Here is a 14,411-nt window from a genome sequence, read left to right on the forward strand (position 1 = left end):
TGGCCTCTTCTTAGCGGGCCGCGCGGCCCTCAGCCTCGGTCCGGCGTAACCGCTCCTGCGGTGCGCGATGAGCCAGGGCTGCAGAGTTCGCGACTCAGTCTCCGCTGCGTATGCTGTGCGTGCATGGAGGATTAAGTAATGCCTGTCTTCGATCTCTATTCTAAGCGCAGAAAGCGCGAGCTTGGCCAAGCGCCTGATGTGTTCTCTTACGACGAGATACCGCAAGGATTTCGCACTCAGGTAGCTCATATCTGGAGCGACGCCATCGGCGATCCAAACCAGAGCGAGTATTACGCTGAGGACATGCAACAATGGTATCATGAGATAGTGAAGGTACTTCGACGCGAGTACAGCGTGTTTCAGCTTGTTTCTCGGTACATGAATCCGAATGATCCGAGTCAAGCTCGATCTGAGCTTATTGAATGGTTCTTGGCGGAGAAGGAGCCTACCAAGGTTCTTGATGCGATTGAGCTAAGCTTTAGGGTGATCAACAATGTTTGTGGTGAGTTCAATTATGCGGGACGCGGCGACGGTGCTCGAAAGATCGCGACCGAAGCCACCGAAGAACTCAACACTCGCTTCAAAGAGAATGGCATCGGTTATCAATATACAGATGGTCAGATTGTCCGCGTAGATTCGCAACTAGTCCATAAAGTGGTGGTGGTGCCGGCGTTAACCGTCCTGCGCGGCAAGGCATTCAAGAATGCGCAGGATGAGTTTCTGAGCGCCTATGAGCACTTTAGACACGGGAAGAAGCAAGAGGCTTTGGTCGATTGCTACAAGTGCTTCGAGAGCACCATGAAGGTAATCTGTACCAAGCGGAAATGGCCGTTCGATCCGAAGGCGGCAGCCAAAGACCTTGTGAATGTTTGCCTAACAAACGGCCTCATTCCTGCATATTGGCAGGGGCACTTCAGCGGATTGCGCAGCGTACTGGAGTCGGCCATATCGACACCGCGCAACAGACAGGCGGGCCATGGAGCCGGCGCTGGACCTGCGCCCGAGGTGCCGGACGAGCTTGTCTCTTACGTCCTTCATATGACCGCCGCCACGGTTCTCTTTCTTGTGGAGGCGGAGAGGGGGCTTCCCTAGAGCGATTTGCCTTTGGCCTCTTAGGAGCCGGAGTCACCCACCGTGTGCCCGATGGGCCATACAGGCGGGCCCCACGCGGCCAGGGTGGATGCCGCTCAACTGCTCTGATGCGTAACCTTAGCTATATCGAGGCGGGCCGCGCAGGAAGTCGGTCAATGGTCCTGTGACAAACTGATTGGGGCGCCAACCTTTGATGAGTCGGTCCAAGAACAAGCTATCCATGGCTCCAACAGTCAAGCCTAAACCCGCTCCGATGCCGCTCGGCGCAATGGCCTCCGCAGCCAGACCCAGGGTTGTTGCCACAACGAAGCGAACGGATCGGGATGGAATTTTTTCTGCCCAGGTCGCCTCTGTGGCCGCGCGGTGGTAACTTTGAATCAGGCCGGCATCGGGATTTGCTTTTTGAATCCAGCCTTTAAATTTATCTGCACGGTCCAGAAGCTCAAGAAACTCCTTAAAGGAGCGTGTCCCGCTGTTAATTGTTTCCCTTAGCGTGGGAAACTCTGGCACAACTAAATCTCTGAACTGAGCTTGCTGTTCAAGGCTCTCGCCGCGTCGGCGAAGAAACTCGAAATGCTTCAATCTTATCAGGTCACTGTATATTGGTGACGTGACAAGCTCCGCCATGTAGTACGCGGCAAAGAAGCTGTCAGCTCGCGCATCAATGATGTGGCTAAGTACATAGGCCGATGTGATGGTACTATGCTCGACTGGCACTCGAACACGATAGGTCGAGTTTATCGATTGGAAGTCGAGATTTGTGTCAACCGCAAATTGGCCCTCGATGTTGATCAGTCTAAAGTAGAAATCGTCCGGCAGCTTGAATTCGGGCACGAGGTAACGAAGCACGGCCCGTGCGGCTGACTCGATAAATTGTGGGTCTTTCGCGTCTTCACGGGCCAAATCGGGAATTGTCTTTTCTTTCTCAAGCGAGCCGTCAAACCTATGCAACTTCGCCTGATCAACTATCCTCTGGATATACCGTCTCGTTTGTCGAACTACCTAGCGCCCGCTCCAGCCTGACCTCCATATCTTCTCGGAAGTTGAGCGGCTTTTTGCCGATGCCTTCAGCGTGAAGGGTCATTGCGCCGAAGTCGTGCAGCGGCGGGGGGCCGTTGGTCATCACGGCAAAGGCTGGACGAAGGTAGGAAAACTTTACCTCCTTCCTATCGAGCAATCGTAAGAAGTCGCCCTCGGGGAACTTGGTCACATGCGCAACCAGTGCGCCCGCGTTAAGGAGAAGATGAACTGAGCCGTAGAAGAAAAGAGTTTCAGCCAATAGGCACACATCTGCTTGATCAGGCTTGTCGCCGGTCCTCACCACAAGTGCCTGCTCAAACATAGTCGGCCACCTCGTTCTCCGAACTGCAATTCTTCATTGAGTCTCGGGAAAGGGTCAACTTTCTGCGTAACGACGCTTGTAAACATGTCAGCCGGGTGATAGAAATTATCCAACAATTTCAATTGCAAAATCGTTGGCCAGCGCTTCCGCCCTTGGGCACCATTTCCTTTCTACTCACAAATCCTCCCGTAGTTCGGTTCCCATCTGTCCGCTGAATGTTCTCTCGCGGAGCACCGTGGTGTGCCTCGGTGAGAGTAGGAGTGAGAGTAGGGAAGTTTTCGAGCGCTGCTGCCTACTCTCACGTTTTGACGGTAGTTCGATTCCCACCTTTGACAATCGACACGACCGCTGCAGCCGCGCTTGCACGGTGTCAGAAGCGTGAGACAATCAAAATATATTGGCTAGCCCGTTCGTGTGTGCGCCTTGCGGCTAGCGGGCGCACGTACGAGCGCAAAGTTATGACATTAGTGATTATCGGCCGTGTAGGAGGATTGGTCGTTCTCTGCATCGGCTACATTATTGGCGCTGTCAGTCAGAGCGATCCGCTCCCAGACTGCTGCTTGAAATGTCTTCATTGTCACCGGCACGACTGTCTCCGCTTCCAGATGATCGCAGGCGTAGCTGCTTCCGCATGGTGAGTGCGGCGGAACGGGCCATAAACTACAGAACCAACTTGCAATTGTTGATAGGCAAATCAAGCAGATGACGATGGCTGCCGTTCAAAGCATTATACGGCTGCACTCGTGAACTGCCCGAAAAGCCTTACCCCGAATCTCTGTGGCGAGAAAAGGTGAACGCGGTGTGGGGCTTTGTCTTCTGCTAAAAGCAAACCGCCGACCCAGCGCTCGAAAATAGTCAATGCGGTCGGATAATCGATATGGAAATATATGGCCCAAGTTCGTTTGCCCGATTTGCCGCCGCGCTTGTACCGCTACTGCCGGCTCGACAGACCCGACGACCTTGATCACGAAGTAAGTGCGTTCCTGGAGCGGTATGTCTATGCGTCGACTTACAAGGGTATGAACGACCCTATGGAGGGATTTTACGAGCCGAGTGGTAGACTGAAGAGGGAGCCGCAGTGGCGTCAGACCTACAAGGATATTCTGAATGCTAAACGCGCGACCGGAATCGCGTGTTTTAGCGAGACATATGACAACGAGCTAATGTGGGCTCACTACGCTAACAATTACCGCGGCATCTGCATCGCCTATTCGTCTGCTAAGTTAAGGGACAATCTGCCTGAAAGTGCGCGTCTAGTTCGAGTTGCTTACGCTGACGCCCCCATCTATCTCTCAAAGCATGACAAGGCTGATGTCGTTAAAGCGGCTCAAAAAATACTCAGTCAGAAAAAGTACAATTGGGCTTATGAGCGAGAGTGGCGAGTTTTGGGTGATTATCCCGGGCAGCTTGCATATGATGGCGATGTGGTGACCGATGTTTACTTCGGTTCACGAATCTCGCCCGACAACAAGGCGCGTATCCTGAAAGCTATGGGCGGAAGAACTATCAACTTTCATCAAATGGCTGTTGCCGGCTATCGGCACAGTTGGAAAAAAGTGAAGCGGCCGGAGCTGACGTAATCTCCGAATGGCAGCTTCTCGTAGCCTTGCAACGACTTCCAGCCGCTCTGCCGAGTTTAAACTGTGTCAATCACGTTTGGTGGAGTGCTGTACGACTTGCCAGACGAAATACGCAGGCCACACGCCCGCTCAATAAGCTGGTGGGCAATCCAAGCGCGATCAATAATCGGAGCGAATAGCAAGGCATGCGCGAGCGTCGTGACTAGAGCCTCCGTTTCAATCAGGTGCGTCCCATAAAAATGGTACGACTGGCCAGAATGAAGAATATAGCCCTTCAGACCTAGTGCATTCAAAATTTGCTTCACGCGTCGGTCATTTGCGACGCTGCTCTTGCAGTGCAAGTCAAGCATTGGCAGGTGCATAAAGTCGCCATCGGTACACTCAACCCTTGATGAAAGCGCTAGAACTTGTTCCGAGCGCAGGCTCTGGGCCTTTGCAGCTAACGCACCAGCGAATACGTCTGACCGCTCTATCCGCTCCATTGCCGTGGCTTGCGCGTTGTGTCGCTTGGCAGTCCGAAGCAAGTTCGGCATCTCGACGGTGGATTTTGCAGCAACTTGAAAGAGACAATCCCAGAACGGGAAATCCGTCTGCGATCTCAGCTGCAAGGATTGGTCTATTACTGATCGCTCGTCCTCCGTCAATTCGGGCATCAGCTGAATTGGTGGTGACGGGATTGGATAGAAGATGTGAAGAGCGGAGATTCTAGGCTGTTTGCGTAGGATTTCAACGACGAGGTCAGACGCTGTCTGAGGCATGACTAACTTCCTGGTCCATCGATTGAATGCATTGCCCTCTCGATGTGCCTAAAATGCGCGTATTCGAACCCTTCGTAGCGCTCCGAAGGAGGAAGGTCCCTCCCGGTAATTCGGACTCGGTTGAGTTCGTAAGTGCGGCTTGGCAAAGGAGCAGATACGCCCCGGACAACCGCGCACTTGAATGAAGAAATTCCCTCGTCTCTGCAGAAAGTCGCTCTGGTCGAGCCTTCAATTAGAATGTACTTTCCCCCGGCCTCTTCAACAACTGGGGGCGTGACAATGGATTTCAAGCCGCGTGCTAGTTTGACTGCGATTGGCTCGAATAGATCGAGGCCTAGACGTCGATAAGAATCGGCCAAATGGCGGATCTGATTGTACTTGAACTCTCGCGTAAACCTAGAGGTCGCAACTAGGTCTGATAGTTTCACTTGCTCTATTGAAATCGAAACGCCGAGGGTTGAATACTGGCCAACCTTCCTTAGCAGCCCAATACACTCCTCATGTGGGATTCTCTCTAGCTGCGGGATCGTCCCAGCGTCGGCTGGAGTTACTAGCGAGGAGAGCTTCTCGAAGACGGTTCTTACAACGCCGGCATCGAGGTAGCCGTCGTATGAAACAGCATTCGTCTGAATTTTTGGCTGTTGATCCACGCCGACCAGCGCACGCAGTTGAGACCTGTCATTTGGAACAACTATTGTCGCTCGTATTGGCACGAAACTCTCGCCATTCAAAACTGTTAAGTTTGCGCCGAGGCCATCGAGCAGGCGTCGGCGATAAGCCCCGTCGCCAGGCCGATCACCATTCTCCGGCAAAATCGCGTCAATTCTAACGCCGCGCTCTCTGAGGGCGAAGATGGTCGGAAACAGCTTATAAACCCAATCAGTATTGTGCTCGGCTATAATCAGTCGTTCCATTGGATAAGAAAGTGTCTCGGTTATGCGAGCGTAGAATTCGTCCACGTCGGAACAGACACCAGTGCGGTGCGTGGGCCTTCGGATATGCATTCGCTCCTGATCAAAAAACGTCTTGGTCGCCTCCGCGCCGCTCTTGATGAGCGTCTGAGTCACTTCCTCCGTCATCTTGTCGAAGTCGGTTGCCCGGATCTTGCCAGTATTGATCTTCACGAGGTTGACGCTCGGCTGAAGTTCGAGCTGTAGCCGAGTGCTGCCGTCTACCAAGGCGTTAGCCAACTGGAATAAGAACGTCTTGATGTTCCAATCCACTGGAGGCTCAGTTTCACTGTGAAGGCTAAATGCCAAAATATTACTTGTTAATGAGCGCCTCGCTGCTCCGTGGATTGCGAAAACGTGTGCAGGAAGATTACTGAGCAGTCCACCGTCGACATAACGTTTGTCGATCGGCTGGAAGTGAAACGGAATTGAGCACGAAGCACGCACCGCGTCAGATACCAGTTCATTGGGGGTCGTGTCCTGGCTCCACACCTTAGCCTCTGCTCGCGTCAAATCGGTCGATACGATATAGGTCGGAAAAGGCAGCGAACGGAAAGTTATAGGTTGCGATTCGGTAGGCAGTAGCTCCCTAAGGAGAGCCTCCGTCCATTCCTTGATAGGTAACGAGGAGTGGTATCCTTGATCGTAATACAAATCCGCGTAGCTAGAGTACCTGGCGGGCGAATAAAGTGCGCGTTTAGCTGTTCGTTCTGGCTTCTCAAGGAAAATCCCAAAGTCTAATTTCTCTAATTTGCTGCGAACGAACGAGGGTGTTGCACCAGCACCGATTAGCGCGGCGACAATAGAACCGGCTGATGTACCTGCGACCTCTGTGAAACTAACACCTCTCCGGATCGCTTCTTCGTAAGCGCCGGCGAAGGCTGCTGCGCGGCAGCCGCCTCCCTGAAAAACACCAAGGCAGCTTTTGAAAAACGACGTTTTGTCCATGCGCGTTCAATCAACTCATTGCTAAAGGGGCCAAGCCACAGACGACAGCTTAATTCTCGCCTCTCGGGCAAACGCGGGCTCTATGTGGCCAGCGAAGCTGATTAATCCTTCAATGTGATTGCGAAGCGAGCGCACTGAAACGAAGCCTCGATTTCTTTGATGCTCAATCGCGCCAAATTTCACCACAAAGTAGATGTGCATCCGAATGCGGTCTTTGAATTCCTTAGTGAGACGAGGCGAGTTGCCATCAACAAGAAGACCGAGAATGACCTTCCGCGACCCGGGTGGATGCAGTTTGGTCTTCAAAAAGTGGGGTGACAGCCCGCGAGCGCCCATACTCTCGTAAATGTCGCTTACAAGCGATACAGCGTCTTGACGAGAGAAGTCCGGCCTCTTTGTCGAGAATGCGATATCGTCCGCATAGCGAGTGTAGTTGCATCCGTACTTAGATCCGATTGCAAACGTTTCTTCGTCGAATGAATACATGGAGAGATTGGCTAACATCGGACTTGTTGGGGCGCCTTGGGGTAAATAACCCATGGTGGCAGCATAGTACGCAGAAATGGTCTGACGACCATGCTGGACGGCCCAATGTCTGGCGCCAATGGCGCTGGCACGCCTCCTAGTGCAGAGACGACTCATCTCAAACGCGATCAGCGGCTGATAACCCAACCCCCTAAAGACACGGTATGGAGGAATTTCCGAGATGGACTCGAAAAATCTCCTTATGTCGAGCTTGATTAGCCAACGTGCACCGCAGTGTACAGAAGCTGTTTTCTTGATGTCTGACAACTCAGCGTAAGCGCCGCTGGCATGATGGATGTGGCCGCGACTGAGGATGTTGCGATTGATCCAACGCTGAACCTTCATCAAGCGCGGGTCAGGAATAGAAATAAGTCTATAGTTATCTTCAATAGGCTCGGTGACAGATTTCTTAATTCGGAACGATCGATAAGGATCGATATTCCGTTCGACAATCGATCGGAGAAATTCGTAAGACACCCCTGCTTCGATGGCCAGATGTTTGAGGGTGAATACTGGCGGCAGCGTCGCATTGACTGCAATAGTCTTAACGCCAGTTGACACGGCACGTGCGACCGTCTCAGGGTCGTGCCCAGCGGCCAGTGCGTTATCACGAAACTGCTGAGGATGCCAAGAAGACATCTACTTCGACATCCGAAGGATGATGATGGGTTGCGGCCGGAGTGAGGCTACGAACATACCCTCTTGGGGACGGTCGCAATCCAACTTCAGTCGCAAGCGTACGCTTATCCGAAGAGCAGAGGTAGTCCTCGCCCCTTGACGATGTCAAAGACACCGCGCTACCAGCCCTAAGCGGGCCAGCAAGTACTAGATGTTTGGCATCCTCAGCGAGGACGGAACATAAAGCTTATTCGTTGCAACTGGAAGTGGCTGTGGAAAATTTTGTTTGGCTGCCTGCAGCAATTCGGCGTGGCCAGCGTCTGTTAGTCGGTTCTTCGCGTCTATCCACTGGAAGTTCTGGGCAAGCGCAAGATTCGCTCGGACTTCAATTATCGAAAGCCCGGTTCGACTTGCGAGTGCAACTTCGTCACGAGGACGCCTTCTCAGTGCGGCTAGAAGCACCAGCATCGCCAAGCCATTTTCCGTTAACCGAGATAACCAAGCACTGCTTGCAAGGCGCTGGGCGCCCATGCGTGTCAACGCCGTAATTGGATCAGATAGCGCATTGCTCCGAGTGAAGCCGCTCGAAGCGGCAGCTCCAGTCGCCCGACCGGGGAAGAGTGGCTTCCATGCGGCGCCTGGAGTGTAGAGCATTCTCGGAGCGTTGTTGGGGCAGCCATGAGCAAACGCGATGAGCGTACCAGCCCCGTTGTACCCCAGTGATCTTTCGGGGTCTGGTCCTCTTGGATCGTAGCGCATACAAAGCGAGGTCATTCGATCGATAGTACGCTCAAATTCACTGTGAATAGTTGGACACGGGTGGAGGATATGAAGCGTCGGTGTGGACGCATGTTCGAGGACGGATTTCCGGCCGCCTGTCGTGGCAGAATAGGCAACTACATCGAAGGATAGTTTTTTGCCGGAATGCCAGCTCCTCACAGAACGAACTCGCCAAGCGGCGTCCAAGTAGGTGGTAGCGCGTTTCCCGCTGCCTACAAAGTCTGCCACGATTACAAAGCGCCGTACTCGTTGCGAGCGAATTTCGTCCGGACCCGGATGGGAGAGGAACATTGAAGGATTCTCACGGCATAAGCCTGTGATTAGCGTAGAGATAACACCCTCGCTCCCTATGTCGGGGTCTGATGCATCGACTGCCGATGGACCCTTACCCGCTGCACGTAGACGACCATTTTTCGCCAAATGTTCCTTGAAAAGGGCTACGGGCCTTCCACGATACCGTATAACCCTTCGCTCCGCGTACAGGCCGAGCGGGCCTCCGCTCTTTGCTAGGCTCACGATAAGGCTTCGAAGGCCCGCGAACAGAGCATCCGCGCTGACCAAAAGCATCGAATTCAGCAGTGCTTTAGCGTCATCTCGATCGGAGTCGTCAAACTGATCTATCCATTCTGATGCTATTGGATTTTCGGCAAAGGGCATGATGACAGACTCGCGCTTGTGCGGGGACGCCTGAATTCCTGACGCCATGAAGACTCTTATTAGTGGATTGCGGACAGAATTTTGGAAAGCGATAGGTCGGACCCGCGGGGCTGAATTGACATCAATGCTTATCGTGAGTTCTGAGCTGCAAGGTATCTATCGTGCGAGCGCATGTGCCACTCGTACAGACGGGCGTCATGGCAGCAAGACTCGGGACCCGACGGCACCACAGAACCGTGCTTCACAACGCTAACCTCGGCGTTCAAAAAGTGCCAAAATTTCAATCGGTTGCGGGTTGGCTGCGCGATTCCCCTAGGGAGCGCCACATCCCGGGTCAATTTCGCTTAGCTGACTTCCTAATCGCCGAAAAAGCCCATTGGTGTGTTACGGGGGTGGTAAACATTCCCAGCGCCTGCTAGAAATTCTCTCGACATTTCAATTACATTGATGTCGGAAAGCGCAATCCGCCCCTGGGCACCATGGCTCTGACGTCGGATATCCCCGAGATGTGGCTGCCCCTGAGGCACTACCCTCGTTCGGTATACGTGGCCGGCGGCCGCTGATATGATCCTCGGACGGTAAACGGCAGCTCGCCACCATACTTTTTCTGCGATGCCGGCCTTCTGATCGGATCTCGATCCCGCTCGCGCCTTTCGCCTTGCCTCGACAAGAACGCTGAACAAATTCGTCAACGGCTGCCGCGTCCCCGCTCACATCAGGAGATGTGCCATGGCTGCATCGGACTGGCGTCTCGAAGGCGAATGGATGAAGAACTGCAGCTGCGCGTTTGGCTGCCCCTGCGATTTCAACGCACGGCCGACCCAAGGCTATTGCAAGGGATTGGTCGCCATGCGGATCGCCAAGGGACATTTCGAAGGGACCAGGCTCGATGGTCTCTGCTTTGCGATCACGGTCGATTTCCCTGGGCCGCTGCATGAGGGCAACGGGACAATCCAGCCCATCATCGACGAACGCGCTACGGCGGAGCAGCGTCAGGCGTTGTTCGATATCTTTTCCGGCAAGCATTCGGCCGAAGGCACGCTTTTCCAGATCGTCAGCATGATCGTCACCAAGATCCACGATCCGGTGTTTGTGCCGTTCGAGTTCTCCTTCGACAAGGACGGACGCATCGCAAGGCTCCTCGCCAGGGGCGTGCTCGAGACCGATGTCGAGCCGATCAAGAATCCGGTGACCGGTGATCCGCATCGCATCCAGGTGGTCATGCCCGAGGGGTTCGAACATCGGGCGGCCGAGGTCGCATCCGCCAACATCCGCTCGACCGGCGCGATTCCGTTCGAGACCCGCGGTACGCATAGCTCGCTCGCCAATGTCGTGCAGACGCCGGAGGGCGTTGCGGCATGATGCGGCGCTGACACCGACACAAACCTCGGTGTCAGCTCCTCATCGCTATGGACAAGTCGATGCAGGGGCGCTCGATACTGGAACATTTGCTCCACCGCGACCGGCTGATCGTCGCGATCGGGACCGCCGCAGTGGTGGCGCTCGCCTGGGCCTACCTCGCTGCGGGCGCCGGCATGGACACCGAGATGATGGCCGACATGCCGGACATGGCGCCGATGCCGTGGACGCCATTCTATGGCGTACTGCTGTTCGTGATGTGGTGGGTGATGATGGTCGCGATGATGGCGCCGAGCGCGGTGCCCACCGTTCTCCTGTATGCGACCGTCAAGCGCAGGCAAGAGACTGCCTCCCGCGCCGCAACCGATAGCTGGACCTTCCTCGCCGGCTATCTCGTGACCTGGGCCGGGTTCAGTCTCGCTGCCGTCCTGGTGCAAGGAGCGTTCGAACGCTTCGGGTTGCTGTCGATGGCGATGGCGAGCACCAGCGCGATCATGGGGGGCGGCGTTCTGATTGCAGCAGGGATCTATCAGTTCACGCCGCTCAAACAGGCCTGCCTGCGCTATTGCGAGAGCCCGCTGTTGTTTCTCAGCCGACATTGGCGGCCCGGCACGCGCGGCGCATTCCGGATGGGACTTCGCCACGGCAGCTATTGCGTCGGCTGCTGCTGGTTTCTGATGGTATTGCTGTTCGTCGGCGGCGTGATGAACCTCGCCTGGATCATCGGCATCGCGCTCTATGTCGCCGGCGAGAAACTGCTGCCGTTCGGCCAACGACTGAGTTATGCGGCAGGCGTGCTCCTCATCCTGTCCGGCACGATCGTCGTTGCGCGCGCGATGTGAAAAGCGGTCCAAAGACGGTTAAAATGCGCCGCTTTTGACATGCCCATGTGCCTGATTGCTCAAAACCGGCCGACCTCCGTGATGATACGGATGATTTGAGCTGAAGAATTGAGCTACGTCCAAACAGAAACTTAAGGCTGTTTCAGCTACCTTTGCGCCATGAACGGCACCCGCGCGCCGCCTTCGGCCGCGGGTGTCCCTGTGCAGTCGAGGCGGAGACAAGGCGATGCCAATACTGCGAGCGAGCGCAGTTCTGCCCTGGCGGCCGGAGCGGGGGCGCGCGTCGTGATTCCCGCAGGAACAGTCCACAAAGCCGGAAGAACGATCCTGCGGAATGGTCCGCTGCAGATCGCATTGTTCTTTCTGCCCCTGGTCTGGATCGGCTATTTCGCAATCACCGCGTCTGAGCGGATGGATGCGATCCAGCAAGCGCGGTCGCACGGCAACAGCGTCGCCGAATTGTTCGAGGAGAACACCGAGCGCATCTTCGAGCGCGTGGATCAGTCGTTGCTGGTGGTACGGGCACTCTACGCCGAGGATCCGCTGACCTTCCGCCTGAAGTTCTGGTCCGAAAAGGCCCGCATCGCCACCGGCGACGTGGTCCAGCTCGCTCTGATCGGATCGGACGGATACATGATCGAGACGACGGCGGGCTATTCCGGTCCGCCGCTCTATCTCGGTGATCGCGAGCACTTCGTTCATACCATGTCGCAGGCCGACGATCGCCTTTACGTGGCGAAGCCGGTGCTGGGCCGCGCGTCCAAAAAATGGACGATACAGCTCGCGAGAAAGCTGTTCGACCTCGCCGGGAAGCCGGTCGGCGTGGTTGTCGGCTCGATCAGCGTCGACGTCGTCGGCAGGTTCTACGACACCGCAAAGCTCGGCGTCGGAGGAACGCTGATGCTCAGGAATGCGAACCACGTCGTGCTCGCTGCCCGGGGCGTGGACCAGGGCTCCGTGCTGGGACAAAGCGCGCCGAGCCGCGTCGAGAGTGAACTGGGCGACGGCTTCTATGCGCAATATTGGAACGAGAACCGGCCGAACCGCAGCGACCGGCTGATCACGGCGCGCAGGTCGCGCGCGTTTCCGCTCATCTTCACCGTCGGCGTTTCGGAGCAGGAGATTTATTCCCGCTCCGCCTTCAGGCAGAAGGTCTATCTCGGCGGCGCGCTGCTGCTTACGTTCATCATCCTCGCCGCGACGACCTTCCATTGGCGACGGCAGCAGGCGCTGGATCGCGCCCACCGCGAGCGGCGCGATTTCGCCAGCAAGTTCGAGGATGCGCTCAGGAACCTTCCCCAGGGCTTGAGCATGTTCGACGGCCGGGACCGCCTGATCGCGTTCAACGGGCAATGGCTCGAACTCTATGGCCTCGTGCCGGAAGACATTCGGATCGGCATGGACTTCCGGGAGGTGTTCGCGAAGCAGACCGCCGTGCTCGACGTCGAGACGTACCTCGTCGATTTGAAGAACCGGCTCGCTCAGTCGGAGCAGATCTCGAACACCGTGCAGTTTCCGGACGGGCGGGTCGTCTACATCTCCTACGGCCGGCGCGAGGGCGGTGGCTGGGTTGCCACGCATGAGGACATCACCGAGCGCAAGGCGTCGGCGGACCGCATCGAGCGGCTCGCGCATTACGACAGCCTGACCGGCCTTGCCAATCGCAACCTGTTCAAGGAGCGCCTCGACGAGGCGCTGGCCCGCTCGCGCCGGATCGAGCCCGCGTTCGCCGTACTCCTGCTCGATCTCGACAAGTTCAAGTCGGTCAATGATGCGCTCGGCCATCAATGCGGCGACGCGTTGCTGAAGCAGGTCGCCGACCGGATCAAGGCGCAGATCCGTGATGCCGATACGGCGGCGCGAATCGGCGGCGACGAGTTTGCCGTGATCGTGGCAGCGGGCCGGGCGGCGATGCGCGACGGCGCTGCAAGCCTGGCCGCGCGGCTGGTCCAGGCCATTGCCGAGCCCTATCACATCGACGGCCATCCCGTCGTGATCGGCTGCAGCATTGGCGTTGCGCTCGTGCCCGAGCACGGCACGCGGGTCGACGAGATCCTTCGCAATGCCGATCTTGCGCTCTACAGGTCGAAGAATGCCGGCCGAAGCTGCTTCCACGTCTATTCAGCGGAGCTCAAGGCGGAAGCGGATCAGCGCAACGTGCTCGAGATCGAGCTGCGTGAAGCGATCTGGCGCGAGGAAATCGAGCTCTATTATCAGCCTGTGATCGAGCTTGGCACCGGTCAGGTCAAATCGGTCGAGGCCCTGGCGCGCTGGCATCACGCCACCAGGGGCTACATCCCTCCGGCAGAGTTCATTGCGGTTGCGGAGGCGGGGGGATTGATCGTCGAGCTCGGCCAACAGGTGCTCGCCAGAGCCTGTCGCGATGCGATGAGCATGCCGGCCGACGTCAAGGTCGCCGTCAATCTCTCCGCCCTGCAATTTGCCAGCGCCAATCTCGTCGACACCGTGACGTTTGCGTTGACGCAGAGCGGGCTTCCGCAAACCCGGCTCGAGCTCGAGATCACCGAGAGCGTATTTCTCGCCGACACCGAGGAGAACCTCAGGACGCTCCAGCGCCTCAAGGCGCTCGGCGTCTCCATCGCCCTCGACGATTTCGGCGTCGGATACTCGTCCTTGTCCTATTTGACGGCCTTTCCTTTCGACAAGGTCAAGATCGACAAATCCTTCATCGACAGGATCGATCGCTGCGAGACCGTCGCCGTGCTGAAATCCATCGTGCAGCTCGCAAAGACGCTGAAGCTGTCGATCGTCGCCGAGGGGGTCGAGTCCTCCGAACAGGTCAGGCTGCTCCAATCACTCGGTATACCGCTCGGCCAGGGATTTCACTTCAGCAAGCCCGTGCCGGTTGCAAACCTCTCCTGGCAAGCCCCGACGGCGCGCCGGAAACGGCGTGTGGCGTGAGCTGAATTCCTCCGGCGTTTGTCATCATGGCCGGCCAC

11 protein-coding genes are annotated in these 14,411 nt (G+C 56.3%); 5 read left to right on the forward strand and 6 right to left on the reverse strand.

From position 1 onward, the window contains the following. Positions 1 to 138: 138 nt before the first annotated feature. The gene (locus tag ACNJYA_RS04805) at positions 139 to 1,092 is read left to right on the forward strand and encodes an STM4504/CBY_0614 family protein (protein WP_439402136.1); all 954 of its coding nucleotides are present in this window, start codon (positions 139 to 141) and stop codon (positions 1,090 to 1,092) included. A gap of 117 nt (positions 1,093 to 1,209) precedes the next feature. Here the strand turns inward: ACNJYA_RS04805 and ACNJYA_RS04810 are convergent, their stop codons facing one another. Both ACNJYA_RS04810 and ACNJYA_RS04815 read right to left on the reverse strand, forming a co-directional pair. Beyond that, a complete protein-coding gene (locus tag ACNJYA_RS04810) occupies positions 1,210 to 2,043 on the reverse strand; it encodes a hypothetical protein (RefSeq protein WP_439402137.1) in 834 nt (277 codons plus the stop codon). 10 nt (positions 2,044 to 2,053) lie between these two features. Then, positions 2,054 to 2,434, reverse strand: coding sequence for a hypothetical protein (locus ACNJYA_RS04815; protein ID WP_439402138.1), 381 nt, complete (start codon positions 2,432 to 2,434; stop codon positions 2,054 to 2,056). Positions 2,435 to 3,321: 887 nt separating this feature from the next. Here ACNJYA_RS04815 and ACNJYA_RS04820 point away from each other — a divergent pair. Next, a complete protein-coding gene (locus tag ACNJYA_RS04820; RefSeq protein ID WP_439402139.1) occupies positions 3,322 to 4,014 on the forward strand; it encodes a DUF2971 domain-containing protein in 693 nt (230 codons plus the stop codon). A gap of 56 nt (positions 4,015 to 4,070) precedes the next feature. Here the strand turns inward: ACNJYA_RS04820 and ACNJYA_RS04825 are convergent, their stop codons facing one another. The 4 genes from ACNJYA_RS04825 to ACNJYA_RS04840 all read right to left on the reverse strand — a co-directional run bounded on the left by ACNJYA_RS04825 (position 4,071) and on the right by ACNJYA_RS04840 (position 9,298). Further along, positions 4,071 to 4,772, reverse strand: coding sequence for a primase 1D-like protein (locus ACNJYA_RS04825; protein WP_439402140.1), 702 nt, complete (start codon positions 4,770 to 4,772; stop codon positions 4,071 to 4,073). Between the two features lie 2 nt (positions 4,773 to 4,774). After that, the gene (locus ACNJYA_RS04830; protein WP_439402141.1) at positions 4,775 to 6,670 is read right to left on the reverse strand and encodes a patatin-like phospholipase family protein; all 1,896 of its coding nucleotides are present in this window, start codon (positions 6,668 to 6,670) and stop codon (positions 4,775 to 4,777) included. A gap of 21 nt (positions 6,671 to 6,691) precedes the next feature. Then, positions 6,692 to 7,834, reverse strand: coding sequence for a reverse transcriptase family protein (locus ACNJYA_RS04835; protein WP_439402142.1), 1,143 nt, complete (start codon positions 7,832 to 7,834; stop codon positions 6,692 to 6,694). Between the two features lie 186 nt (positions 7,835 to 8,020). Continuing rightward, the gene (locus tag ACNJYA_RS04840; RefSeq protein WP_439402143.1) at positions 8,021 to 9,298 is read right to left on the reverse strand and encodes a phosphoribosyltransferase-like protein; all 1,278 of its coding nucleotides are present in this window, start codon (positions 9,296 to 9,298) and stop codon (positions 8,021 to 8,023) included. A 681-nt stretch (positions 9,299 to 9,979) separates the two neighbouring features. Here ACNJYA_RS04840 and ACNJYA_RS04845 point away from each other — a divergent pair. From ACNJYA_RS04845 to ACNJYA_RS04855, 3 genes are all read left to right on the forward strand, one after another. Continuing rightward, complete coding sequence (locus tag ACNJYA_RS04845; RefSeq protein WP_172785138.1) at positions 9,980 to 10,612, forward strand: DUF1326 domain-containing protein; 633 nt, start codon at positions 9,980 to 9,982, stop codon at positions 10,610 to 10,612. Positions 10,613 to 10,671: 59 nt separating this feature from the next. Continuing rightward, positions 10,672 to 11,451, forward strand: a complete 780-nt coding sequence (locus ACNJYA_RS04850; RefSeq protein ID WP_439365584.1) for a DUF2182 domain-containing protein — start codon at positions 10,672 to 10,674, stop codon at positions 11,449 to 11,451. Between the two features lie 354 nt (positions 11,452 to 11,805). Next, entirely contained in the window at positions 11,806 to 14,373 is a 2,568-nt protein-coding gene (locus ACNJYA_RS04855) for a bifunctional diguanylate cyclase/phosphodiesterase (RefSeq protein WP_172785136.1), read from the forward strand. Positions 14,374 to 14,411 lie beyond the last annotated feature (38 nt).

This window comes from Bradyrhizobium sp. BLXBL-01 (assembly GCF_051853025.1).
In the GTDB taxonomy this organism is placed as follows: Bacteria; Pseudomonadota; Alphaproteobacteria; order Rhizobiales; family Xanthobacteraceae; genus Bradyrhizobium.